This window comes from Nitrincola sp. A-D6 (assembly GCF_000764495.1).
Taxonomy (GTDB): domain Bacteria; phylum Pseudomonadota; class Gammaproteobacteria; order Pseudomonadales; family Balneatricaceae; genus Nitrincola.
Genome location: NZ_JRLB01000106.1, coordinates 1 through 23,609, shown reverse-complemented (window position 1 = coordinate 23,609; position 23,609 = coordinate 1). Strand labels below are relative to the sequence as shown.

The window sequence follows — 23,609 nt, the reverse complement described above, 5'->3', positions numbered from 1 at the left end:
CCCCAGCTCCTGCAACACCCATTATGGATACAGGCGCTCAAGGCGCTACTTCTAAAGGGCAGGCTCAGGATGCTAAGAAGCGTGGTAAGCAGAGCCTACGCATTGACCGTACAGCTCAGACTGGTTCTTCCGGTGCTGGCCTTAACATTCCAAGAGGTTAAACGTGCAGCAATCTTCCGCTTCAGGAAGGTATGAGAAGCTATCAACTACCCGAAAGCCCTACTTAAACAGGGCTAGGACTTGTGCTTCTGTAACCATTCCAGCTTTATTTCCACCAGAGAACATTACAGGTGGGAATGATTTACCAACACCTTATCAATCCATAGGCTCAAGAGGGGTCAACAGTTTAGGCAGTAAGCTTTTACTTTCCATCCTTCCACCTAACGAGCCTTTCTTCAGAATGACTGTCTCTGATTTTGACCTACAAGAGCTAGGCCAGAATGAAGCGAGAGGTGAAGTGGAAGATGCTTTAGCCTCTATCGAAAGAGCTGTCATGGAAGAGATTGAAAGTAAGGCTTATCGTGTACCTACGTTTGAAGTCCTTAAACAACTTCTTGTAGCAGGTAACGTACTTGCCTATGTCACCAAAGATAAGCTTCGAGTCTTCCGGTTAGACCGCTACGTGGTTGAACGTGACCCTGCTGGTAATCTCAAGGAACTGATTGTTAAAGAGACAGTTTCACCTTTCACTCTGGATGACGAGCTTCTTAAAGAGCTTGGTCTGGATTTGGATAAGGAAGAAGACCAGAAAGACCTTGATGTATTCACAGTTGTTAAACGTACCAGGACAAACTACTCAATCCACCAAGAAGTAAAAGGCTTCGTGATTGAAGACAGTAAGGGGTCATATCCTCTGGATAAATTGCCTTGGCTACCTTTACGCCTTATCACTATTGATGGTGAAGATTATGGCCGTTCTTATGTTGAAGAGTACATAGGCGATCTGATTAGCATGAAGGTCTGAGTAAGGCTATCGTTGATGGTGCCGCTGCTCACGCTAAGTTACTTCTGTTTGTACGGGCTAACGGCCAGACCTCTCAACGTGACGTAGAGCAAGCTGAGAACGGAGACATACTGACAGGTGATGCTGCTGATGTGACTGTGCTTCAATTGCAGAAGGCGTCTGACTTCCGTGTGGCTCAAGACCAAGCAAGGGATATAGCTGACCGTTTATCCTATGCCTTTCTTCTGAATAGCTCTGTGCAACGTAATGGCGAACGTGTAACTGCTGAAGAGATACGTACTCTGACTGCTGAATTAGAACAGACTTTAGGTGGTGTTTATTCGCTGCTGAGTTCTGAACTACAGCTCCCTCTGGTTACATTAATCATGCAGCAGATGCAGCAGGCTAAACGTCTTCCCAAGCTCCCTGATGGTAAGGTTAAACCTTCAATCGTTACCGGACTACAAGCCCTTGGCCGTGGTCAGGACAGAAACAAACTTCGAGCCTTTATTGATGACCTCTCTGTACTAGGTGAGGAAGCCATTCAAAGGATTCTAAATGAACATGACTACGCTGACCGTCTAGCAGCTTCGCATGGTATTGATACTGGTGGTCTATTGAAATCACGGGAGCAGCAAGCTCAAGAGCAGCAAGCTCAAGAAGCTCAGATGCAGCAAGCTCAGATGATGGATATGGCTAAAGGGGCAGTCCCTAAAGTGGCTGAACAGGCTATGGCAGCAATGCAGCAATAAAGAGTGACTATGACTAAAGTAACCGACAATCTTACTCCCGACACACCTGAATATAACGAACACATGGCAGCGATTGGCCGTGGTGAAGTTTCGCCTACTGGTGAGACAAACACTGATGCAGACCTACCTTCAGAAGAAGCTGAAGAGGGTAAAGAAACATCCTCTGAAGACCGTCCTGAATGGTTGCCTGAAGAGTTTGAAACCGTTGAAGCCTTCAAAGAAGCTTACGACAAACTTAAAGGTGGTGACGCTGAAGAAACCTCAACAGAAACTTTGGATGACGCTAAAGAAGAGCTGGAATCTAAAGGTCTGGAACTTGATACGTTCGCTCAAGAATATCAGGAAAAAGGTGAGCTGACTGATGAATCCTATGCTGCGCTTGAAGCTGCTGGTATAGACCGCGCAACAGTCGATTCATTTATTGCTGGACAAGAAGCACAAGCAGAATTACTGCGTATGCAAGTTTTCACAGAAGTTGGTGGTGAGGAAGTTTTCAATGAACTTTCAAGCTGGGCTGCTGTGAATATGAGTGACGCAGAGCTTAAAGGCTATAACGATGCAGTTGAGTCTGGTGATATGAACCAGATTAAGATGTACATGACTGCAATCAAAAGCAAGTACGAAGCAGCGAACGGTGTAGAGCCTTCATTGCTGACCACTAAACCTTCAACAACCGTTGATGCATACCAGTCTGCTGAAGAGCTGCGGCGCGATATGTCAGACCCTCGTTATCAACGTGATGAAGCCTACCGGAATAAAGTTGCTTCAAAATTGGCGCGAAGCCAAGGTAACAGCCTTTTCGGTTAATCTAAACCCTCTCTAAACCCTCCCTCACTTAAAACTTTCAGCCATTCCTTGCGGGGAAGTTGCGCCTGGAAGAATCACAAGTGAGACAAAATCCCTCCGTAAAATCCAAGGAATACAAATGCCTTTCCCAACACAACAGAATGTCTCCCGTTTCGGCCAGCAGAACAAGGCTGGTGATGACCGTGCTCTATTTCAGGAACTCTTTGCAGGTGAAGTCCTGACTGAGTTTCATAACAAAAACATCATGATGGAAAAACATCGTGTACGTACTATTAAGGCTGGTAAGTCTGCTACCTTCCCTATGGTTGGTGTTGCCGATACCGCTAAGTACCATGCACCAGGCTCATTGATTCAGGCTGATACCTTCGCGCATTCTGAGCGTAAAGTGACCATTGACGGTCTGCTTATCTCTCCTACCTTCATTGCCAATATTGACGAAGCAATGATTCACTTCGATGTTCGCTCTATCTACACGAAAGAGTGTGGTCAACAGTTGGCTTATCAGGCTGACCGTAACATCCTCCGTATGGCAGTTAAGGCTGCTGGTATCGCCTCTGAAGCTGATGCTGTAGCTGCTGGCCTGACTCCTGTAGCTGGTGAGACTTTCACTGCTAACGTTGATATGGCTGCTGCTGGTGATGAGTTGCTGGGTGAGAAGCTGGTAGATGCCGTATACCGTGGCATTGAAGAAGCAGCTAACAAGAACGTAGACCTGTCTAACGCTTACATCCTGCTACGTCCTGCACAGTATTACTCACTACTACGTGTAACCGATACCACTAAGGTTGCTTGGTTGAACCGTGATGTAGGTGGTTCCGGCTCTGTATCTGAAGGTAAAGTCCCTCTGATTGGTGGTTTACAGGTCTACATGACCAACAACCTGCCTAACGAGAATGAGGTCACTGGCCTTGTCGGTACACCTGAGTGGCTGGTGCGCCTGAGAAGTATCGCGCTGACTTCAGCAAAACTGTGGGTCTGATTATGACTCCTGATGCTGTGGCTACCGTTAAGCTGTTCGACCTGGCTGTTGAATCTGAATACCAGATTGAGCGTCAGGGTACATTGATTGTAGCGAAGTATGCTATGGGTCATAACGTACTGCGTCCAGCTTGCGCTATCGCTATCCGTAAAGCGTAAAAGTAAACAGTAACAACCATCTAGGGGTGAGTCTTCGGACTTGCCCTTTTTTTTTCGACTTTGAGGTAATCCATGCTACCTACAACAAAACTTGAAGCAGTCAATATCATGCTTGCCTCAATAGGCGAAGCGCCGATAAACAGCCTGGACTCAGGACTGGTTGACGCTGAAATGGCTGAGACAATCCTTGATGCAGTTACTCGCTCTGTTCAATCAGAAGGGTGGACGTTCAATACTGAGTACAGTATGAAACTGACACCGGATGTTGATGAACACATTATCATTCCCGTGAACACACTGAAGATTGACCCCGTGAATCGCTCAGTGAGGTTGGTTAGGCGTGGGGGTAAGCTATATGACCCACTAAACCACACCTTTAAATTCAAGCAGCCGGTTATCGCTGACATTGTGGTAGCCCTTGCTTTTGAAGATTTACCTGAAACAGCTCGACGTTATAGCGCAATCAAGGCTGCACGGACATTCCAAGACCGGACAGTAGGCTCAACTCAGTTACATGGCTTCCAGAGCCAGGACGAGCAAATGGCTTACATGAAAATGGTGCGTGATGAAAGCCAGGTAAGCGACCATAACTTCCTCTCAGACAATCAATCACAATCAATCACTAACAGAAGGGCTACAGGCTCTATACTCTCAGGGGGCCGTATTGTCATTACTTAATCAGGCGATAAAGAACCTTATTAACGGTGTCTCACAGCAGCCGCCAACTATTCGATTACCTTCACAGGCTGAAGAGCAGGTGAATGGCTTACCTTCAGTATCCAGTGGGTTAAGTAAAAGACCACCTACCCAGCACTTAGCAAGGGTTATGGATGCAGGGCAAGGTAATACCACAACACACTTAATTAACAGGGATGCCTCTGAAAAGTATGTACTCTTAGCTCAAAGCGGTGAGCTTAAAGTATTTGATTTTGCAGGGAATGAGCAGACCGTAAACTTCCCTGATGGTAAGGGGTACTTGAATGTTCCTGATGGTAGCCGTGACTTCTCAATGGTCACAGTGGCTGATTACACGTTTGTCTTGAATAAACAATCAACGGTACGTGTACAAGACCCTTATGCTGGTGTCACTTTGGAACCTGCCTACGAGACTCGGAAGGTAATTACGATTGCCCCACTGCCTGGTCAGAAGGTCTGGTCATATAATAATACCACCTTGAAACCAGCATACCGGTTCAATGTTAATGGGGCTGAGGTATATGGGTTTTATAAAACAACTACTTATGAGCGTAATTTAAACCCTTCCCCTTGGGTATTTGACCCACGTTACTATGTCTATCAGCTTGACCCTCAAACCCCTTGGTATAATGATGCGGCTCCGGCGGCTGACTACCATAAGCATATAACACCTGACCGCTACGCCAGAATCTTGGGGGAAGCTCTACGCTACCATAACCCGAACCTTGTCATTGATGTGGTAGGAAATAAGGTGTACGTCCCCAACGATATGCCTCTAAGTATCGCAGACAAAAGCCGTGAGTTTTACTTTGAAGATGTGATTTGGCCTCCACCACAAGGTCAATCTGACAGCCTACAGACTCGAACTGCTGCTGGCACAAGACTCTTAACAGGTTCCCGCTATTCAGTCAGTACAGAAACACGGATTGTGGGTTACACCTCTTCAGATGGTTCTAACATACCCCAAGCTGCCAATGTGAAGCAGGAAGGTATTGTTTATGTGAAGCAGGGAGATTACTCAAGTAATTACAAGGTATTCGTGAATGGAACTCAACGCGCCTCTTTCTCAACACCTTCAGACAACAGAAGCCAGATAACCACTGATTACATTGCAGGCCAGCTTTATAGCCAACTCAATTCAGCTATAAGCGGTTCCTACGATATAACCCTAAGCGGTAATGTCATTCGGATACGGGCGAAAGATGAGGCCACAAACTTCAGCCTTAAAACTGAGGACAGTGGTGGTAACTATCTTCTTATAGCGGCTAAGGGCAGGGTACAGTCGTTTGCTGATTTACCCCCTCGCTGCTTTGATGGGTTCATTATCAAGGTAGCCGGAGATAGCGGTGTCGAGGCTGATGATTATTATGTCCGTTACACTGAAGGTGATGAGGGCGAAGAAAAGGGGTCTGGCTCTTGGGTAGAGACGCACCAAAGGGGACTGAACAATGAGTTCGTGAACGCCACAATGCCTCATGTACTGGTGCGTGAAGCTGATGGGACGTTTACTTTCAAGCAAGCTGAATGGGAGAAACGGAAGGTAGGTGATTTAACCAGTAACCCTGACCCGACATTCGTGAACCGTAAGCTCAGTGATGTGTTCTTTTACCGGAACAGGTTGGGGTTCTTATGTGATGAGAATGTCATATTCAGTGAAGCAGGCGGTTTCTTTAACTTTTACCCAACAACTGTAATGACCTACCTGGACAGTGCGCCTATAGATGTTTCAATCAGTAATGATAAGGTGTCCATACTCCGCTTTGCTGTGCCTTTCCATGAGAACTTAATCTTATTCTCTGACCAGACGCAGTTCGCTGTTAAGGCTCAGGGTATCCTCTCTCCATCAACCATAAGCATAGACATAACAACACAGTTTGAAGCTTCTCTCCGGACTAAGCCTGTAGGCGCTGGTAAGAATATCTTCTTCCCTGTGTTGAAGGGTAAGTATGCTGGTATCAGGGAGTATTACATTGAGGAAGGTACAGACACTAAGGACGCTGCTGATATTACAGCTCATGTTCCTTGGTACATTGATGGTGATGTGACTTCGCTTACTGCATCCTCAAATGAAGATATGGTTATTTGTGCCGCTTCAGGCGCTCCTAACAGCTTGTACGTTTATAACTACTACTGGGCTGGGAATGAGAAAGCGCAATCAGCTTGGCATAAATGGGATATGGATGGAAGGGTGCTTAACGCTATCTTTATCTCTTCAGACCTCTTTATCGTTATTGAAAGGGATGATGGGATATTCCTTGAGCGTATTGATATGTCCAACTCTGAGATAGAGAAGGTACTGAACTTTAAATCGGTCGTTCTACTGGATCGGCGGGTGTTCTGTGATGCGGGTACATCTGAATTTCCCTTCGACCTGAAAGATGCTGTTGCAGTTAATCGTGAAGGTGAAGTCTTCCGAGGTGAGGACGCTGTAACTCAAGCTGCCTTGAATCAAGACCTTTATGTGGGGATACCATACCGCTTCAGCTACAAACTGTCTGAGCAGGTAATGCGTAATTCAGCAGATGAAGGTAAGAGCAGCCTTAATGCTGGAAGGCTTCAGTTGAGAAACATGAAGTTCATCTACAGTGAGACTGGCTACTTTGAAGTCCATGTGACACCTCTCGGCAGGCAGACGTACATAAACACCTTCACCGGTACAGATAGAGGGGTAGGGTTATTCGAGCCTGAGAATGCTGTACTGACTTCAGGTGAGTATAAGTTCCCCCTTATGTCTAAATCTGACCGTGTAGATATTGAAGTAATCTCTGATTCACACCTTCCTGTAGCCCTGCAATCAGCGGAATGGGAAGGCTTCTACCACTCACGCTCAACTTCGAGATAAAACAAATGGCTTATTCCAGACCCTCAGTTATTGAGGATTGTGATGAGCTTGCACCTATTATGAAAGCCCCTGATGTACGTGAAGTCTACGCCTCTACAGGTATGGAACCTCTCACTGTATTGAAGGGGTGTTTTCACGCTTCTGAAGAGTGCCTGAGCATCATTAACGATGAAGGCCAGGTTGTGGCAATGTTCGGTTACTCCGTACTGGCTGAAGACCTGGCAGCTCCGTGGTTCCTAAGTTCAGGGGGAGAGGCTGCATTCACTAAGAAGTTTTTACGTGAAGGCCGTAAGTGGGTGCAAGTGGTTAATAAGAAATACCCCCTTCTAACAAACTTCGTGGATGTTCGTAATAAGGTTGCTCAAGATTGGCTCCGGTTCCTTGGATTCACTTTCTTGAGGACTATTCCTTACGGTGTCTCACGTAAACCTTTCACTGAATTTGTGAGGATTAATAATGTGTGAACCTATAGCAATCGCTTCTTTTGCGTTAAGTGCTGGCTCTTCACTAATGGCTGGACAGGCTCAAGACGAACAAGCGGCTGCTCAAAGTCGTGCCAATTACAATTCTGCTGTAACTAATAATGCAATGCTTGTAGCTGATTATCAGCAGCAGGGAATCAGACAGCAGCAGGAAGGCCAGGCTGCTATAAGCGAACAGGCAGAGAACAGTTTAGAAGCACTGCGTAATAAAGCGTCTATGGCAACTTCTGCCGGAGAGAGTGGTGTGGGTGGTGCTTCTGTGAATGCGCTTCTCGCTGACTTAACCAGACAGAATGCTAACCGTAACCAGACCGTTGAGCAGAACCTTACAAATGTACGCCAACAGGTAGCTTACGAGAATAAAACTAACCATTCATCTGCTAAGGCCCGAAACTCAAGTATGCCTAAACCACAACGGAATAACTGGGCGGCTACCGGACTTCAAATCGCTGGGGCTGGTATCTCAAGTTATGGTCAGTATAAAGACCGTAAAGCAGCTAAGGAGCAGTAATGACTGAAAGATTACAAGCTGAAAGGCTAAGACCCAGTGCGCGAATTAAACCTACTGCTCAATTACAGTACCGCAACTACCAATCTGAAAGACCTGATGACTCTGGAAGACAACAAGCGCAATTAGCAAGTGCCTTATCTGAAATTAACCCTAAGATTCAAACCTACCTAACCAGGGAACAGGAGCGTGATGACAACACTCAGTTAGCTGCTGGCTCTTTAGCCTTTACTGAGAATGGACGTAAATCATGGGCTGATGCGGTTAAAGAGGGACTTGTGGATGAAGGGGAAAACCCTTTCTACAGACGAGGCTACTTGAAGCAAGAGCTTAGGCTTAAAGGTCTGGATTACGCACAATCTCTGAATGAAGCTTACATGCAGAGTCCGGCAAGAAGCTCTGATGACCCTGAAGCCTTACGTGGGTTCATGCACGAATTTAACCAGTCTTTCTTTGAAGAGCAGATGCAGGGGTATGACCCTGAGCTTATCAATGAATCCCTAATGCCTCGGATGCAGGCGGCTGAAGAAACTCTCTTTGGTACACACCGGAATAACCGCAATGAAGATTACAAAGCTCAACGTGAAGCTAATACGGCTGCTGAGATAAGTAAATCTATCGGTGTCCTGGCTGCTGATGGACAGGATTCACCTGAAGCTATTTCACAGATTGTCTCTGGAATTATGCTTGATGCTGAAGCTGATGGGATGCTGCCAAGTAAGGTTAATGAACTGGTGGCTACGTCCGTCATGCAACTGGCCTTGAGTTCTGGCAATGAAGATTACCTGGATGCCTTGGATAATATTCAGGCAGGAAACCATAGCCTAGCAGATAGGCCGGTGGTTCAGGAAAGAGTTCAGCGTATCCGTGACCAGTTCCAACGAGAGCGTGAGGCTGCTGAGGCTGCGCGTAGAGCTGCTGCTAAGGAAGCACAGAGGGAAGCTAAGGCTCAACAGTTTGGACAGGTTCTAGCTGGCTTACTGGAAAACCCTCAAATGGACTTATCACCACTTATGCGTCAAATGGCTGAGAATGGTGACTATGATGAAGTAGCTAAGTTACACCAGTTACGTTCTGCTGTCTCAAACAACCTCGAAGCTGTTTACGCTGAAGACCCCTTCACTGTGTCTTCCATGTTTAATGATGTTTACACCGGAAACCTTGAACCTCAAGATATTCTTTCTGCTGTAGCTACAAAGGACATTTCACAAAGCACGGCTCAGACCTTATACAACTTCTTAAATCGTACTCAAGGTAGTAACCAGTTCCAAAGTATTAGGCGTGACCCTCTGGTAACTACAGCCTTCAGTAATATGGAGAAAGCTATAGTCCGTGAGGAGAATGGCATGGCTGATGCAACCTCAGTGCAGGTTTATACATACCAACGGCACCGGCTGTTTACTTATGCTCAGGAACTCCTTGAGAAGAATGGTGGTGTTAAGGATGAAGACTTCTACACAGCAATTGAAGCTAAAGCAGCTTACATAATTGGTGAAGTAGCTAAAGGACAGGCTGAAAATTACGTCCCTGATTACACCAGTGCTGAAGATGCTATTAACCCTGCTGTGCAGCGTAGAGCTGAAGTGGAAGAGCGTCAACGTACCCAGGATATAAACCTTGTCTCACCTGAAATCCCATTAGGTGCTAAAGAGTTCTTCCTGTCAGATAACTCCCCTAATGCGGCTGAGAACTTCTTAGCAGCTTTCCCTGATGCTGATATTGATGAGCTATTGAAAATTAAAGGAAACTAAATGACGAACCCTTACGCACAGTTCAAGACTGAGCCAGAAGTAAACCCTTATGCTCAATTCACTGAGCGTAAGGCTCAACCTGAAAACCCTTATGCTCAATTCAAAGAAGATGAAGATAAAACCAGCCTTGGTGAGTACGCTACTGATGCTGGCCGTGGCCTGGTGCATGGCTTAAAGAACGCGGTTGTTGAGGCAGCTAACTTTGGTTATGAAACCCTGAGAGAGCAGACACCCTTCCGTAGAAATGCCCCTGAAGAGTTCCAAGAAAGACTACTACAAGCTGAGAGTATCGGTGAAATATGGTCTATTAATCGTGAAGCTCGGAAAGCTATGGGCCAGGATAGAGGCTTGGCTGATGCTATCAATAAAGGCTTCGGCTATCTCGATGAGAAGGGAGTGATACCAGAAGCTGTGCAAGTAGATAAACCTGAAACTGCTGTAGGTAAGGGTGTAGAAGGCATTACCCAGTTCCTTACGGCATTTATCGGCGGCTATAAGCTGGCAGGTAGTAACCGGCATGTAACTGAAGCTGGTCATAAAGTCAGGCGCTTCCTTTCAGGAAAACAAGAAGTAGCTAAAGCGGCTGTAGTCAGTGGCGGTGCAGGTGCAGTAGCCTTTGACCCTTATGGGGATACCATATCAACAGCAGTGAATGAGCTGGCTGAAGTATACCCAACACTGAAGAACCCTATCACTGAATGGCTGGATACCTCTGAAGGTGATGACTCAGTAGGTATGGCACGTATCAAACATGCTATTGAGGAAATGGGTGTAGGTGTTGTTTCTGATGTGCTCATAATCGGCATTGTCCGAGCCTTCAAATCAGCTAAGGCTATCCGTGAAACTGATGGTGATGAAGCTGCTGATGCTTTCCTGAGAGAGCAGATGGAAGAGGCTGATAAGGCCGCAAAGGAAGCGAAAGCCTTACACACAGAAGCAACTAACCTACCAGCAAGGGTAGAAGATGTTCCCGCTTACCAGACTGCTGATGAGGCGGCTGAAGCTGAAACTACGAGAGAGGCTGCGCGTCAGGCAGAGGAAGCAGCTAAAGGCGGTAAGCATTACTTGGCGGATGGTGTGGAAGTTACCCCTGAGATTGCTTCAGACTTCCTCAAATTCTTTGAAGCCAGGCGCGGGACTTCTTACCGAGGTCGGGAGAATGCTTACCGTGTTGGTGGAAGTAATAATGACGCTGACCGAGCCTACATGGAAATGGGCGACCACATTGCAGGGAGGGCTAATCACGCTTCCTCTTACGTCAAACATAACGCTGACACCATACGAGAAGCTGAAGAGTACCTTCAAGATATTACAGGCAATAATCTGGAAGAGCTGAAGAAAACGCTGGCTCAAGATGCGCGACAAGCTGAAGAACAGACTACACGCCTTGTTGCTGCTAAGCGTTTAGCTTCCTCAATGAGCCGTGACTTGATGGAAAGGATGACACGTATCACTGAGCGAGGGAGTGAGGTTACTGACAGGGAGCTGCTGGAAGCTACTGAACTTCTAGCTGACCTTCAAGAACTGAAAGCTAACATCATGGGTGTCACCACTTGGTCTGCACGTAATGTCCAGGCTGGCCGTATTCACACAGTAGATTCTGTGACTGGTAAAGCTTTGAGTGATGCAAAAGTCAGAGAAGCCTTATCTCAGTTAGGCGGTTCGCAAGCGGTTAAAGATATTCTTGAGACTGCTCGCAAGCGGACTATGAAGCCTAAGTACAAGAAGTTCTTCGATAGGCTTAAAGAACGGATGAAGCGTGAAGGTTATTCTCAAGCTGAGATTAATGCGAAGGTTGAGGCAATGCAGGACAAGATTCTACTTCGTGAGTCTCAGAAGACCTTCCTTGAAAAGTTCGTGGGGGATGTAAACACATATTACATTAACTCATTGCTGTCCGGTGTTGGTACTCAACAGATTAACTTCCTCTCTGCGGCAATCCGTACTCTGGCGCTTCCTATGGAGAAAATCATAGGCGGTGTAGGCTCTGGCAATATGAAGCAGGCTAAGGAAGGCATACGGCTTTATGTCGGTATGGGTAGAGCGATTCGAGAGTCTGTATCTGATATAGGCGCAGTGGTACGTACCGTGAAGGATAATGAAAACCCTGCTACTGCTTTGGCTGCTACTGCTGATGTACTTGTCAGGGGTGTGAATAGGCTGGATATTGACCATAGAATGCTCGATTACGACCAAGGCTTAACGGCTAAGCAATGGGGGATTCAGAATAAGGTGGGTAAGACTGCCTTCGATACTGCTGGTTATGTAGCCAAGACACCCTCAAGGTTCCTTGGTGGTATGGATGAATTCTTTAAACAGATTAACTACCGTGCTGTGACTTACGCTGAGATTAAACGGGCTGCTGAAATGTTACCTGTTGACGAGCGCGAAGCTTTTGAGCAGTTGCAATGGCGCGAAGCTTTCTCTGCTACAGGTGCCGGTAACAGGGAGTCGGGCTTAGAATACGCGAGACGGGTTACTTTTACAGGCGATCTGGAATACGGTGTCGGTAAATCTATCCAAGATGTATTCAACAAACACCCAGCACTTCGCTTCATGATGCCCTTCATTCGCACACCAATAAACATCTTCCGTGATGTATGGGCCTCAACACCTGTACTGAACTATGGACAGAGACAGTGGCGTGAGAAGTTCAATGGCACCAAGGAGCAGAGAGCAGAGGCTGTAGCTCAGATGTTCATTGGAATGAGTCTATATGGTGCTGCATTCAATCTCGCCTTTGAAGGAAAACTACAAGGCGCATTATCCACTGACCCGAACCAAAGAAAGCTTCAACAAGAAGCCGGTATTCTCCCTTACTCTTATATCTATGAGGATGAGGAAGGTAACACTAAATATTGGCAGTTTAACAGGCTCGACCCTTGGGCCATGTTCTTTGGTTTAGTGGCTGATGGTGTCCACCTTTATGAGAATGAAGAGTTCAGTGACGCTAATGCTATGGAACTTTCAGCAGGGATACTGACTGCATTAATCCAGAACCTTTCCAGCAAATCTACCCTGGTTGGCCTCACCTCTGCCTTGGAAGCCATGCAAGACCCTGAGCGTAATATGGAGTATTTCATTGGTCAGACAGCTTCAGGCTTCGTGCCTAATGTCTCTAAGGATATTGGTGAGCTGTTCGGGCATAAGGACGAATACTTCAGAGAGGTATGGACATTCGCTGACAGGTTCAAGAATAAGCTCCCTGTGCTTAATGAGACATTGATGCCTAAACGTTCATGGATAACTGGTGAGCCTATGGCTAGACCTTCAGAGGGTTTACGCACCACGCACATTACTCACGCCTCTACAAACCCTGTAATTCAGGAAATGAATGAGCTGGGGCATGGCTTCGGTGCGCCTCCTAAAAAGATAGGAAACGTTGAGCTTAAACCTGAGCAATACGACCGCTTCATGGAGCTTCATGGGACTGTTCAGGTACGTGGCATGACGATGGTTCAGCGTTTAGAAAATGAAATGCAGAAGTCTCGCTATGTCAGGACACCTAAGCTCTCTTATGAAGGCGAGAGCTACCATGTGAGAGTCTTTCAATCGGTCATTAGTGGTTATCGCCAGGCTGCTTTAAAACAGCTTAGGGATGAGTTCAGTGACCTTAATGAGAATATACGGATAGACCGTAGAAACGCTTCACACGCCTTGAAAGGCCAAGAAGATAAAATAACCAAACTTATAGAATAAGGAAACACATGGCACTTTCGTACATAGATTATTCTGGTACTGGAAGTCTTACTGAGTTTTCAATCCCCTTCGACTATATCTCAAACGATGACATTGAGGTGTATGTCGCTGGGGTAGAAGTAACTCCGGTATTTCTCTCCAAAGGTACTATTCAGATAGACCCTGCTCCAACTACAGAGCAAAACGTCAGGATTCGACGCCGTACTACTCAAGACAGACGCTTAGTGACCTTCAATGGTGGTTTCTCAAAAGATGACCTTGAATTGTCTCACAAGCAATCCTTCTTCTTGGCTCAGGAAGCTATAGATGAATCAAGTGATGTGCTTGGCATAGGTGAAGATGGAGCCATTGATGCTATGGGAATAGTGTTCAATAACATTGCTCCACCTACTCAGGATGGTCATGCAGTAACCCTTGGCTACCTGAAGATGTACTACGAAGCCCCTTTGTCTGGCCTTAAGGCTGCGGCTGAAAGTGCAAAGAACCTGGCTGAACAAGCGCGTGATGGGGCTGTCACTGCAAAGAACCAAGCTCAATTACATGAGAACCAAGCTCAATCAGCCGCGAGCGTGGCAACTGAAGCTAAGCAGGCGGCTGAAACAGCGCGAAGTATTGCTGAGGCTTCTATTACTGAGGCCGGGCAGGTAAGTGAAGACAGGCTTACTGTTGAAGGCTTGAAGGGTGATGTTGAACTACTGAAGACCCAGGCAATGACAGCCAAAGATGAGTCAGTGACAGCTAAGATTGAGGCTACTCAAGCAAGGGATACAACTGTAGCAGCTAAGAATCAAACTGTAGCAGCAGCCTCGCAGGTGAATACTGATAAGGCCATTGTAGAAGGTCATGTGACTTCAGTAACCACTATGAAGAATCAAGTATCTACACAGGCTTCTTCCGTATCTTCAGATAAGAATGCTGTGACCTTGCTGAAGGCCACTGTTGAAGATTTGGCAGGGCAGACTTCTATTGATAGGCAGATAACCGTAGCAGCAAGGACAGCCGTTGAGGGGCTTCAAGTTGATGTGGCTGAGAAGCGCACGGAAGCTGTTCAAGCAGCGGATACTGCAACACAGGCGCTGGCGCAGATACACATTGACCAAGTAGCCCTCGATTCAGCGGTTAGTGAAGCAGACCTGTATGCCAGTAATGCTTTTGTAGCTTTATCACATACGGAGGTTGCAAGGAATGCGGCTATCGAAGCTGCAAGCCAAGCTGAAGCAGTGGCCGGTGGTGGCGGTGTGAAGGTCAGCTCAACTGATATAGGGACTAATTATCTGGTTAATAAACTGGAAGCTGAGGGGATTGATATTTCAGTTACTTCAGATGCTTCAGGCAACCAGAAGGTTAAGCTTACTGCTGACTTATCCCTTTACAGTACAACAGCTCAAGTAAATGCCAAAATCGCTGAGGTGGTAGGTTCTTCACCTGAAACATTGGACACACTGCAAGAGCTGGCTGACGCATTAGGTAATGACCCTGACTTCGCTACAACAGTGATGGATGCCATAGGACTGAAGGCCAGCAAGGTTTATGTGGATACTCAGTTGTCAGGTAAGGCCAGCACTGGACACAACCATGATGACCTCTATTACCGGAAAGTAGACGTAGACACAGCAATCTCCCCAAAGGCTGACAAGGCTTATGTTGATGGTGAATTAGCTAAGAAGGCTAACACTTTAACTGTGAATAATGCCTTGGCATTGAAAGCAGACTCGACCAGTGTTACTTCAGCTTTGACTAATACCTTGTCTACGGCTGAGGGTTACACAGACACTGCTGTAGCTCCTAAAGCTGACAAGTCTTATGTCGATACTCAGTTAGCAAACAAGGCTGATACAAGCTCCCTGGCCGGTGTAGCTACCTCTGGTTCATTCTCTGCGCTTTCAGGCGTACCAACTAACGCAACAGGAAACCGAACAATATCAACTGCTGACCCCTCTGGCGGCTCTGATGGTGATATTTGGTATAAGGTGGATTAATGCCATTAAATGTAAAAGACGGAAGTGTTTGGAAAGAAATAAAGAATGTTTTCGTCAAAATAAATGGTATTTGGAGTGAAGTTAATGAGGTTTTTATAAAGGATAATGGAGCATGGAAGCTCTCTCATAAAAGTGGTTTTACATTAACTTTAAGCTCTGATACTAATATAAATCTGTATAGTTTGTTCGCTGCTGAATATGGTGAACCCTCCGGCGCTGTTAGTATAACTGTAATAGTACCAGTCGGTGTTATAATCGGTGGTGCCGGTGCAACTGCATTAACTGTAGGTAATTTTTCTTTAGGTTCGACCATTACTTTAGTTAATCAAGGCTCTATTCAAGGCTTTGGTGGGAGTATAAACGGTGGGACTGGTGGGGACGCTATAAATACTTCAGTACCTATCTCTATTGATAACCAAGGTACTATTTATGGTGGTGGCGGTGGTGGCGGTAAAGGTGGTGATGGGGGGCAAGGCAGCGCCAGTACAAGTACATCATCTTGGGTTAGGCTGAATAGCTCTACAACAGGTGTAAATATAAGCTCTTCTAGTTATAGCGTACAAGCGCGTTTCGATTCAGGTACTTTCAGGTGGAGGAATAACAGAAGCACTAGGGTAAGGATTTACCACGCTTCATGTGTATTGAGAGATACTAGAACTGGACAAGTTCAGGGTACTACAAGTAACGCTGGCGCTAAGACCATTAATGCAGGCGCTACTTGGAATAGTGGAATAAGTAATTACGGTATGCAGCCACTAGGGATGACTTACTCTTGGCTCGAACATGAGGTAACATCTACCAATACAACAACTTATGACGGTGGAATTGGAGGTAATGGTGGACAAGGTACAGGCTTCAGTCAAAGTGGAACTAATGGTACGCAAGGTACTCAAGGTGGCACTAATTCTGGCAGTGGGGGTAACGGTGGCAACGGTGGTGATTGGGGTGCGTCTGGTAATGTAGGCGCTAACGGTACTAACGGAAACCACACTAACGGAACCTCTGGACAGGTAGGAGGCTTAGCTGGACACTACATTGTAGGTAACGCAAATGTCACCTGGATAAATCAAGGGACTGTTGCAGGGAGGGCTGCTTAATGCAGGAGAAATTCACTCCGCTTGAAGCCCTCTTTGGTATGACAATGACTGGCTTAGTGATTGGCCTTGGTCAGATACTCACTTCTGAAGAACGACTAACCACACGTATTATTATCGGAAGAGCTTTATCCACTGTGGGCCTAGCCCTCACTTCCGGTTTAATCCTTCTCTACAGCACTGAAGCAGATATTCTAGTTCTTATTGGAGCTTCTGCTTTAACTGCATCCCTCGGTACTTCTTTCTTAGAACGTATCCTTCAAAAACACTTAGGAATTAAATGATGAGTGCAATCCTACCGGCTGTTATCGGTATTATCGGTAACGCTATAGATAGAGTAATCCCAAACAAAAGTGAAGCTGAGCAGTTGAAGGCTCAAATAACTTTGGCAGCAATGAATGAAGGCCGTGTTGAGCTGGAAAGTGCAGCGAAGATAATCACAGCAGAAGCGCAAGGTGAAAGCTGGTTGCAGCGTAACTGGCGACCTATGTTAATGCTGTGGTTCGCTGGTCTTATTGGCGCACACTGGCTTGGCTACACACCAGCAAACTTACCTGAAGAACAAGTTATAGGTCTTCTGGATATTGTGCAGGTTGGTGTTGGTGGTTACGTCCTTGGCCGTACTGCTGAGAAAGTGGTTAAAGAGTACAAGAAACCAGCGTGAGGCCCAATGGCAAGAGACTACAAAGCTGAATACGAACGTTACCACTCCAAGCCTGAACAGAAGAAACGGAGAGCTGGCCGTAACAAGGCACGAAGCTTGATGATTAAATCTGGTAAGGCCAGTAAAGGGGATGGTAGGGACGTTGACCATAAAAACCGTAACCCCTTAGATAACTCTAAGAGCAATCTGAGGATTCAATCAAAGAAAGTAAACAGAGGACGTAATAAGTAATGAGCAGAGCAGCAGAAGAGTTACTGGCTCTCATACACAACAACCTTGCAAAGAAGCTTTTAGAGCTACTTGATTCTGGTGAAGCTAAGGCTTCCGATTTTAATGTCATTCGACAATTCCTTAAAGATAACGGTATCGACTCCGCTCCGAAAGCGAAAAGCCCTCTAAGCGAGCTGGCTGACCGTTCACTCCCTTCCTTCTCAGATGACCCTACAGAGGGTTTTACCCCTCACTAATAGGGTAGCCCTACCTCCCTCCTAAAAACGTCCTACAGAGGCTGCTGAGAGCTTCTGTGGGCGTATCAAATCACAAGTGAGACAAACTACCATGAATAATAACATGGAAAGGGTAAAAGAAGACTTCAGGCTCTTCCTTTACTTGATATGGGAACACTTGATGCTTCCTGAGCCTACTGCCGTGCAATACGACATAGCGAAGTACCTGCAACACGGTGACAGACGTATCTGTATACAAGCCTTCCGAGGTATTGGTAAATCATGGATAACTTCAGCCTTTGTGGTGTGGCTGTTGTTCCGAAACCCTCAACTACGAATCATGGTTGTATCTGCAAGTAAGGAGAGGGCAGACGCCTTCAGTTCCTTTACCAAGCGTTTAATTGGCGAAGTGGATTGGCTGGCGCACCTGGCACCAAGAGCAGGGCAGCGTAACTCAATGATTGCCTTTGATGTGGGCGAGGCTCTTACAGACCATTCTCCTTCAGTTAAGTCTGTAGGTATCACAGGACAGCTCACAGGTAGCCGTGCCGATCTGATTATCGCTGATGACATTGAGGTATCTAACAACAGCTCTACACAGACGATGCGTGACAAGCTTGCGAATCTGGTTAAAGAGTTTGATGCCGTACTGAAGCCCAATGGCCGTGTAATCTACCTTGGCACACCTCAAACTGAAATGTCCATTTACAACCAGTTACCAGACCGTGGTTATCAAATCCGTATCTGGCCTGCACTCTACCCAACAGAGAAGCAGGTGGAAATGTATCAGGCAGACTGGCTCCTTGGGTATACGCTGAGATACAGGCCAACACCAAGCTGATTGGTAAGACAACAGACCCCAAACGCTTCACTGACGCTGACCTGGCTGAACGTGCTGCTTCCTATGGTAAAGCTGGCTTCGCTCTTCAGTTCATGCTGGATACCACTTTGAGTGATGCTGATAAGTATCCTTTGAAGCTGGCTGATTGTGTTGTCATGGGCTTGCACCCTAAGAAAGCACCTTCAGAGGTTGTGTGGTCTTCCTCACCTAAGCTGGTGGTTGAAGATGTTCCTTTGCTGGGCTTCACTGGCGACCGCTTCTACCGTCCTATGTGGGTATCAGACTCCATGCAGGATTACACAGGCACTGTAATGGCTATCGACTTCAGGCCGTGGTAAGGATGAGACAGCCTATGCAGTCGTTAAGATGCTCAACGGTAATCTATTCGTTATGGATGCCGGTGGTGTTGGTGGCGGCTACACAGATGAGGCTCTGACCAGGCTGGCTAAGCTGGCTAAACGCTGGGAAGTGAATGAAGCAGTTGTCGAGAGTAACTTCGGTGACGGTATGTTCACACAACTACTGAAGCCTTACCTGACCAAGTACCACAAATGCACTGTTGAAGAGCGCAGGTCTTCTGGTCAGAAAGAGAAGCGTATAATCGACACATTGGAACCAGTGTTGATGCAGCACCGGCTGATTGTGGATATGCGGCTGATTGAAGAAGACTACAAGACCGCTACAGACCCTAAATACTCACTGTTCTTCCAGCTAACAAGGATTACTGCTGAACGTGGAGCCTTGGCGCATGATGACCGCTTAGATGCACTGGCTATCGCTGTGGCCTACTGGACTGAACAGATGGATCTAGACCAACAAGCTATGTCAGACAAGCACCAGGACGAGCTTTTAGAGAAAGAATTACGTAAGTTCATGGAACATGCTGGTGGTTTTGTGACCTCTAAAAAGGGCTGGTTCGAGAGAAGGTAATTATCTGCTCTGAAAGCCCCGTGGCACTAAGGCTAGAATTACCACACACAACAGAAAGGAAAGGGAAAGTTTAAGTATATCTTTAAGCTATCTTTAAGCTATCTTTAAGTTAAGCTTTAAGCTCTCGCTGGATACTGACCTACACACATACACTCATAAGAGTAATTAGGTAAGTAAGTTTGTTAAGCAGATGCCTGGCCTTTCCTTAAGCTTCAGTCATAGTGTCACTCTAGGGGTCTACAGTTAATTCTGTAGGCTCCTTTTTTTTCATACTAACCAATACACAATACATACTAACCAATACACTGAAACAGTACAGGCATGAAGGTCTATAACGTAAGTGAGCTATAAGCTCTTGTGAGCCTTTCTAAGAGCTTCTGCATTGAACCTATACGAATGGGTCAGTTAATGTGTAGAAGGGCAGGAGAGCGTCTTGTGAGAGCTTAGAGATAGCTTAATGTGTGTAGATGCAGGGTAAGGTGTTAGAGATAGCTTAGAGATAGCTTAATGTGTTAGCTTTAAGAGGTCGTTTTGTTTTGGGCGAAAAAATCTGAAGTGGCACCTTATACGATGTGTCATCCGGCTTCCCCCCGTGGCGGTGTCCAGGTGGCTGTGTTGAAGGTTTTTCGCGCCGTTACATGCCTATGCGTCATGCTTTGCGTCATATAAAGCCTGAAGGCCGCGCCGTTGCTGGCTTTCTAATAGATTATATATCTATTGTGCTGTGTATAGGTGCATATTATTCATTCTATATGAGTAGAATTGCGTATTGTTTTGTTTATCTTGAATTTCATTCATGTTCTTTTCATCTCCTGCTGTTTTCACTTTACCAACACCAAGCGATAAGCAACACACCACACAATGACAGCTTAATGCAGTAGCTTAATGATAGTCCTGCATACTGTCTTAATACTTATCTACCTGCTGAAAACTTTTTTATATTATTTGCATTGTATTGCTTGCAATCCTTAATCGCATGTGAGACTATACATCCATCGACACGGCAACAGCGACACGCCAGCCGATACGCTCTTTAACAAGTTGATTCTTTACTGCATCTTTTCAAGGTGAATATGTAAACCGAGCCTAGACGGTAGACGGGCGTTAAACCTTACACTCACTTAAAGCTGATACTTTCCAACTGTTCTAAGCTGGATCGAAACGAAACGAGAAAAACATTTGCAATTTAGAATCACTTGTGAGACTATAGAAAACATCAAGACGACACAGCAACAACGTCAAGTCCTGATACGCTCTTTAACAATTTGGTAAGCCTTATCTATCTGTGAAGATTTAAGGATAAGCAAAACTTCAGACAGAATAGTTGTTTTATTCAAAGGGGCTTAATGCCTCTTTCTGTAAAATAACTGACTGGTGATTAATATGAGTAAAAAAGGCTTTAAACAGGTACTGAAGCTCGTTAAGAAATTAGGCCATGTTACTGTTTATTTCTCTCCTGAATGGGAGGAATACATGGTGGTAATAAATAACGCTGAAGATGACCGTGCGACTTATCACACTGATGACCGTGAAGATGCACTGGGTACAGCCCAAAGCATGAATGATATAGAAGCTCAAAAACTACTCAATCTTTTTCTTTTTCCTAACCTTTAAGGTGAATCCAATGGCTAACGTGACTTTCTACTCTCTGTCTGATTACAACAACGGCTTGTTAATTTCTCATACTTTCGATCTGGATAAGCTCAATTCTTATGATAAGTTCCTTGAAGAAATGCGGGACTGGTTGGCTGAAGTGACTGAAGATATGGATGACGGCGAAGTTCGTGAAGAGTATATCGTTGCTGATTACGATGATGTACCTGAAGAGTATATGGGCGAATGGTCTTTAAGTCCTGAATACTTTGACTTCGCTGAAAAGGCTGATGGACTGGGGTTTGAAGTTGTTAAAGCTGGTGTTGACCTGGGTATCCCACTTGAAAGCATTGAAGATGCCTATTTAGGTGAGTTTGACAGCATGGAAGATTATGCTGAAGAGTTCATTGACTCAACTGGAATGCTTGATTCTATGCCTGAAAGTCTACGCGGTTACTTTGATGTTTCTCGCTTCGCTAATGACCTCTCTTTTGATGTGAACGAAAGCAACGGTCATTTCTTTTATGCGAACTGGTAGGCTCACAAGCAAGCCATAACCACTAAGGTTTAACAAGGGGTATTCAAGCGAGTATCCCTGATTAAGTCTTATCAATAACCACACTCAATAGGTGATTAGAATGAATGTAAATAACATGACTTTATCCGAGAAAATCCGTAAAGCTGAAGCTGAAGATAATTGGCTGGCTCTCTCCATCCATGACGCTATGCAAGCTCAATCAACTGAGCGTGAAGAACAGCTTGAAGAGTTAATTGCAGACGTTGTACAAGACTACGCTGACAAGGTTGATGAAGCTGTTGAAGCTTACAATAAAGACTATTACCTAAACCCTGAATCTGATTACTGTGACAGCTTAGCTGAGCATTTAGTGCATGACATTGACGCTAACAAGTTGAAGGATTTTATCCTCGAACTGACAGCCGATAACTACTACAGAAACCGTTGTCCTCTTACTGATGAAGAATTGGAATACCTTGAAGCTCTGGATGAAGCTGGCCGTGAACGCTTGGCTGAAGCTCTGGTATTCATGGAAGGTTACAAGATTGAAGTCAATCACGGTTATGGTCGTGTAGCTTATGCCCTCGCTGGAACTGTAATTGGCGAGCATGAAGAGGAACTTGAACACTACCTTGAAGATATTCCTGAAGTCATCCGCAAACAAATCGTAGAAAAACTCACTGGCAAACCTGATTCAACTTATATCTATATCGACAACTCTTATTCCTCTGTTGATTTGGTAATGGACTTTAACTGGCTTGAAGAGTGGGTCTTAAACGATAAGGAAGAGCAAGCTGAAGCCGCTTAATTGATTTTAACAAGGTGCATTCTAATGAGTGTACCTGATTAAACTTAATAGTGAGGTGATTAAATGAAAATCTATATTGTTGAGCAGTACGGTGTACTTAATATGTGTTACGAGGTGATAACAGATACCTTTGTTTATAGCTCTAAAGAAGAGGCTTACGCAAAGCATAATATAGTTACTGAGGCTGAGCTTTCTAAAGAGCTAGGTAAGTGGGATACGTTCCCTTGTTTGTTATCTGAAGCTGAGGTGAGAGAGTGAATAAGAAAATCAAAGCAAAGTTTAAATACAAACTTGAGTATCGTCAGAGTGGTCGATGGTATCCATTGGTAACATGTAAAACAAAGGAAGAGGCTGAAAGCTATGCAGCAACAAGTTATTCATGCAGCAATGGTTATCAAATACGTAAGGTTAAAGTTTGAGGGGTAACAACCTATGAAAATTAAAACTGAAGACTACGCAAAGCTTAAAGAATTAATGTTTGAATACCTAAATAAGATGGGTGTTGAAAAGGTTCAAGCGATTGCTAATGACTATAGCGCAAGGGGTTTATCCTTCACGCGCTTTTATCGGGATTGCTTCTGGTTTTCCAAGATTAAAATAGGCAATGGCATAGGTACTCAGGGAGATATAAACCTTTACGCTTACATGGATGATTCACATTTATCAACCGCTTTAAAGAAAATTGTACGCGAATATGGAGTTAACTGGAATGTTTTATGCAACTGTAAACCCTGAAATCCTTTTAATCATTGATGGTATGGAGTAATTATCATGGCTAAACGCATCATTAAAAAGGTTATGGATAATAAAGATAACCATATAATAAACGTGTATCGAGACAGTGAGTTTAATGAGTATTCAGTCCGCATCATTGGGAAGCCTGAAGCTGATTACTTTACTGATGATAAAGATGATGCTTTTGCGACTGCTAACTTATTTAAAGAGAGCCTTTCAAATGAATCCAAGTGAAATTGCGTAAACCGCTGAAGATTGCCACCCATTCCACGTGAAGCCTGCCACCCGGACCAGGCAAAGCTGCCACCCATCGGAGCGCAGCGACACGGGTGTTTTATTGATACTCTTAAGTAAGGGACGGCGTCAACTTTGATTGTCGTTTTCT

The 23,609-nt window shown here is 45.3% G+C and carries 27 protein-coding genes; all 27 read left to right on the top strand.

The features are described 5' to 3' along the window. The first annotated feature begins 163 nt into the window (after positions 1-163). The 27 genes from LH51_RS23745 to LH51_RS17065 all read left to right on the top strand — a co-directional run bounded on the left by LH51_RS23745 (position 164) and on the right by LH51_RS17065 (position 23,458). The gene (locus LH51_RS23745; protein ID WP_081960892.1) at positions 164-964 is read left to right on the top strand and encodes a portal protein; all 801 of its coding nucleotides are present in this window, start codon (positions 164-166) and stop codon (positions 962-964) included. Then, positions 961-1,695: a portal protein gene (locus LH51_RS23740; RefSeq protein ID WP_081960891.1), complete on the top strand. Its 735-nt coding sequence runs from the start codon at positions 961-963 to the stop codon at positions 1,693-1,695. The genes LH51_RS23745 and LH51_RS23740 overlap by 4 nt, the downstream gene beginning before the upstream one ends. Positions 1,696-1,704: 9 nt before the next feature. Beyond that, complete coding sequence (locus LH51_RS17160; RefSeq protein WP_052063897.1) at positions 1,705-2,502, top strand: capsid assembly protein; 798 nt, start codon at positions 1,705-1,707, stop codon at positions 2,500-2,502. Positions 2,503-2,620: 118 nt separating this feature from the next. After that, entirely contained in the window at positions 2,621-3,481 is an 861-nt protein-coding gene (locus LH51_RS17155) for a hypothetical protein (RefSeq protein WP_052063896.1), read from the top strand. A gap of 2 nt (positions 3,482-3,483) precedes the next feature. After that, entirely contained in the window at positions 3,484-3,639 is a 156-nt protein-coding gene (locus tag LH51_RS20925; protein ID WP_160173754.1) for a hypothetical protein, read from the top strand. Positions 3,640-3,711: 72 nt separating this feature from the next. Then, on the top strand, positions 3,712-4,317 hold the full coding sequence (locus tag LH51_RS17150) for a hypothetical protein (protein ID WP_052063895.1): 606 nt from the start codon (positions 3,712-3,714) through the stop codon (positions 4,315-4,317). After that, the gene (locus tag LH51_RS17145; RefSeq protein ID WP_036524591.1) at positions 4,304-7,177 is read left to right on the top strand and encodes a phage nozzle protein; all 2,874 of its coding nucleotides are present in this window, start codon (positions 4,304-4,306) and stop codon (positions 7,175-7,177) included. The genes LH51_RS17150 and LH51_RS17145 overlap by 14 nt, the downstream gene beginning before the upstream one ends. Before the next feature lie 59 nt (positions 7,178-7,236). Then, positions 7,237-7,641 carry a hypothetical protein gene (locus LH51_RS19590; protein WP_144244313.1) on the top strand — a complete coding sequence of 135 codons (405 nt, stop codon included), beginning with the start codon at positions 7,237-7,239 and terminating at the stop codon, positions 7,639-7,641. Then, positions 7,634-8,170, top strand: a complete 537-nt coding sequence (locus LH51_RS19585; protein ID WP_052063893.1) for a virion core protein, T7 gp14 family — start codon at positions 7,634-7,636, stop codon at positions 8,168-8,170. The genes LH51_RS19590 and LH51_RS19585 overlap by 8 nt, the downstream gene beginning before the upstream one ends. Then, entirely contained in the window at positions 8,170-9,918 is a 1,749-nt protein-coding gene (locus tag LH51_RS17130) for a hypothetical protein (RefSeq protein WP_036524589.1), read from the top strand. Before LH51_RS19585 ends, LH51_RS17130 begins: the two co-directional genes overlap by 1 nt. Beyond that, positions 9,919-13,617, top strand: coding sequence for a hypothetical protein (locus tag LH51_RS17125; protein ID WP_036524587.1), 3,699 nt, complete (start codon positions 9,919-9,921; stop codon positions 13,615-13,617). An 8-nt stretch (positions 13,618-13,625) separates the two neighbouring features. Beyond that, positions 13,626-15,596 carry a phage tail fiber domain-containing protein gene (locus tag LH51_RS19580; RefSeq protein WP_081960890.1) on the top strand — a complete coding sequence of 657 codons (1,971 nt, stop codon included), beginning with the start codon at positions 13,626-13,628 and terminating at the stop codon, positions 15,594-15,596. Beyond that, the gene (locus LH51_RS19575; protein WP_052063891.1) at positions 15,596-16,693 is read left to right on the top strand and encodes a hypothetical protein; all 1,098 of its coding nucleotides are present in this window, start codon (positions 15,596-15,598) and stop codon (positions 16,691-16,693) included. Before LH51_RS19580 ends, LH51_RS19575 begins: the two co-directional genes overlap by 1 nt. Next, positions 16,693-16,974: a hypothetical protein gene (locus LH51_RS17115; protein ID WP_036524584.1), complete on the top strand. Its 282-nt coding sequence runs from the start codon at positions 16,693-16,695 to the stop codon at positions 16,972-16,974. The genes LH51_RS19575 and LH51_RS17115 overlap by 1 nt, the downstream gene beginning before the upstream one ends. Then, positions 16,971-17,354 carry a 3TM-type holin gene (locus LH51_RS17110; RefSeq protein ID WP_081960889.1) on the top strand — a complete coding sequence of 128 codons (384 nt, stop codon included), beginning with the start codon at positions 16,971-16,973 and terminating at the stop codon, positions 17,352-17,354. Before LH51_RS17115 ends, LH51_RS17110 begins: the two co-directional genes overlap by 4 nt. Before the next feature lie 6 nt (positions 17,355-17,360). After that, complete coding sequence (locus LH51_RS24950) at positions 17,361-17,585, top strand: HNH endonuclease (RefSeq protein ID WP_036524579.1); 225 nt, start codon at positions 17,361-17,363, stop codon at positions 17,583-17,585. Next, positions 17,585-17,821 carry a hypothetical protein gene (locus LH51_RS17100; RefSeq protein ID WP_036524576.1) on the top strand — a complete coding sequence of 79 codons (237 nt, stop codon included), beginning with the start codon at positions 17,585-17,587 and terminating at the stop codon, positions 17,819-17,821. The genes LH51_RS24950 and LH51_RS17100 overlap by 1 nt, the downstream gene beginning before the upstream one ends. 103 nt (positions 17,822-17,924) lie before the next feature. After that, complete coding sequence (gene terL / locus LH51_RS21720; protein WP_200882057.1) at positions 17,925-18,641, top strand: phage terminase large subunit; 717 nt, start codon at positions 17,925-17,927, stop codon at positions 18,639-18,641. Positions 18,642-18,748: 107 nt separating this feature from the next. Next, positions 18,749-18,979: a hypothetical protein gene (locus LH51_RS21715; protein WP_200882056.1), complete on the top strand. Its 231-nt coding sequence runs from the start codon at positions 18,749-18,751 to the stop codon at positions 18,977-18,979. 28 nt (positions 18,980-19,007) lie between these two features. Then, positions 19,008-19,571, top strand: a complete 564-nt coding sequence (gene terL / locus LH51_RS21710) for a phage terminase large subunit (RefSeq protein WP_200882058.1) — start codon at positions 19,008-19,010, stop codon at positions 19,569-19,571. A 1,383-nt stretch (positions 19,572-20,954) separates the two neighbouring features. Further along, the gene (locus LH51_RS17090) at positions 20,955-21,185 is read left to right on the top strand and encodes a hypothetical protein (RefSeq protein ID WP_036524573.1); all 231 of its coding nucleotides are present in this window, start codon (positions 20,955-20,957) and stop codon (positions 21,183-21,185) included. A gap of 10 nt (positions 21,186-21,195) precedes the next feature. After that, on the top strand, positions 21,196-21,702 hold the full coding sequence (locus LH51_RS19570) for an antirestriction protein ArdA (protein ID WP_052063890.1): 507 nt from the start codon (positions 21,196-21,198) through the stop codon (positions 21,700-21,702). Positions 21,703-21,802: 100 nt separating this feature from the next. Then, on the top strand, positions 21,803-22,489 hold the full coding sequence (locus LH51_RS17080) for a hypothetical protein (protein WP_036524571.1): 687 nt from the start codon (positions 21,803-21,805) through the stop codon (positions 22,487-22,489). 63 nt (positions 22,490-22,552) lie between these two features. Continuing rightward, a complete protein-coding gene (locus LH51_RS17075) occupies positions 22,553-22,747 on the top strand; it encodes a hypothetical protein (protein ID WP_036524568.1) in 195 nt (64 codons plus the stop codon). Then, a complete protein-coding gene (locus LH51_RS20920) occupies positions 22,744-22,908 on the top strand; it encodes a hypothetical protein (protein WP_160173752.1) in 165 nt (54 codons plus the stop codon). The genes LH51_RS17075 and LH51_RS20920 overlap by 4 nt, the downstream gene beginning before the upstream one ends. Before the next feature lie 13 nt (positions 22,909-22,921). Beyond that, positions 22,922-23,224: a hypothetical protein gene (locus LH51_RS17070; RefSeq protein ID WP_036524566.1), complete on the top strand. Its 303-nt coding sequence runs from the start codon at positions 22,922-22,924 to the stop codon at positions 23,222-23,224. A 36-nt stretch (positions 23,225-23,260) separates the two neighbouring features. After that, on the top strand, positions 23,261-23,458 hold the full coding sequence (locus LH51_RS17065; protein ID WP_036524563.1) for a hypothetical protein: 198 nt from the start codon (positions 23,261-23,263) through the stop codon (positions 23,456-23,458). Positions 23,459-23,609 lie beyond the last annotated feature (151 nt).

Excerpts from the sequence above, each read along its gene's own strand:
- LH51_RS17070 (WP_036524566.1), top strand. The coding sequence starts at position 22,922 with ATGAAAATTAAAACTGAAGACTACGCAAAGCTTAAAGAATTAATGTTT.
- terL (WP_200882058.1), top strand. The coding sequence starts at position 19,008 with ATGCTCAACGGTAATCTATTCGTTATGGATGCCGGTGGTGTTGGTGGC.
- LH51_RS19580 (WP_081960890.1), top strand. The coding sequence starts at position 13,626 with ATGGCACTTTCGTACATAGATTATTCTGGTACTGGAAGTCTTACTGAG.
- terL (WP_200882057.1), top strand. The coding sequence starts at position 17,925 with ATGGAAAGGGTAAAAGAAGACTTCAGGCTCTTCCTTTACTTGATATGG.
- LH51_RS17065 (WP_036524563.1), top strand. The coding sequence starts at position 23,261 with ATGGCTAAACGCATCATTAAAAAGGTTATGGATAATAAAGATAACCAT.
- LH51_RS17160 (WP_052063897.1), top strand. The coding sequence starts at position 1,705 with ATGACTAAAGTAACCGACAATCTTACTCCCGACACACCTGAATATAAC.
- LH51_RS24950 (WP_036524579.1), top strand. The coding sequence starts at position 17,361 with ATGGCAAGAGACTACAAAGCTGAATACGAACGTTACCACTCCAAGCCT.
- LH51_RS17115 (WP_036524584.1), top strand. The coding sequence starts at position 16,693 with ATGCAGGAGAAATTCACTCCGCTTGAAGCCCTCTTTGGTATGACAATG.
- LH51_RS17110 (WP_081960889.1), top strand. The coding sequence starts at position 16,971 with ATGATGAGTGCAATCCTACCGGCTGTTATCGGTATTATCGGTAACGCT.
- LH51_RS17075 (WP_036524568.1), top strand. The coding sequence starts at position 22,553 with ATGAAAATCTATATTGTTGAGCAGTACGGTGTACTTAATATGTGTTAC.
- LH51_RS17150 (WP_052063895.1), top strand. The coding sequence starts at position 3,712 with ATGCTACCTACAACAAAACTTGAAGCAGTCAATATCATGCTTGCCTCA.
- LH51_RS19575 (WP_052063891.1), top strand. The coding sequence starts at position 15,596 with ATGCCATTAAATGTAAAAGACGGAAGTGTTTGGAAAGAAATAAAGAAT.
- LH51_RS17100 (WP_036524576.1), top strand. The coding sequence starts at position 17,585 with ATGAGCAGAGCAGCAGAAGAGTTACTGGCTCTCATACACAACAACCTT.
- LH51_RS17090 (WP_036524573.1), top strand. The coding sequence starts at position 20,955 with ATGAGTAAAAAAGGCTTTAAACAGGTACTGAAGCTCGTTAAGAAATTA.
- LH51_RS19590 (WP_144244313.1), top strand. The coding sequence starts at position 7,237 with ATGAAAGCCCCTGATGTACGTGAAGTCTACGCCTCTACAGGTATGGAA.
- LH51_RS20925 (WP_160173754.1), top strand. The coding sequence starts at position 3,484 with ATGACTCCTGATGCTGTGGCTACCGTTAAGCTGTTCGACCTGGCTGTT.
- LH51_RS17080 (WP_036524571.1), top strand. The coding sequence starts at position 21,803 with ATGAATGTAAATAACATGACTTTATCCGAGAAAATCCGTAAAGCTGAA.
- LH51_RS17125 (WP_036524587.1), top strand. The coding sequence starts at position 9,919 with ATGACGAACCCTTACGCACAGTTCAAGACTGAGCCAGAAGTAAACCCT.
- LH51_RS17130 (WP_036524589.1), top strand. The coding sequence starts at position 8,170 with ATGACTGAAAGATTACAAGCTGAAAGGCTAAGACCCAGTGCGCGAATT.
- LH51_RS17155 (WP_052063896.1), top strand. The coding sequence starts at position 2,621 with ATGCCTTTCCCAACACAACAGAATGTCTCCCGTTTCGGCCAGCAGAAC.
- LH51_RS19570 (WP_052063890.1), top strand. The coding sequence starts at position 21,196 with ATGGCTAACGTGACTTTCTACTCTCTGTCTGATTACAACAACGGCTTG.
- LH51_RS19585 (WP_052063893.1), top strand. The coding sequence starts at position 7,634 with ATGTGTGAACCTATAGCAATCGCTTCTTTTGCGTTAAGTGCTGGCTCT.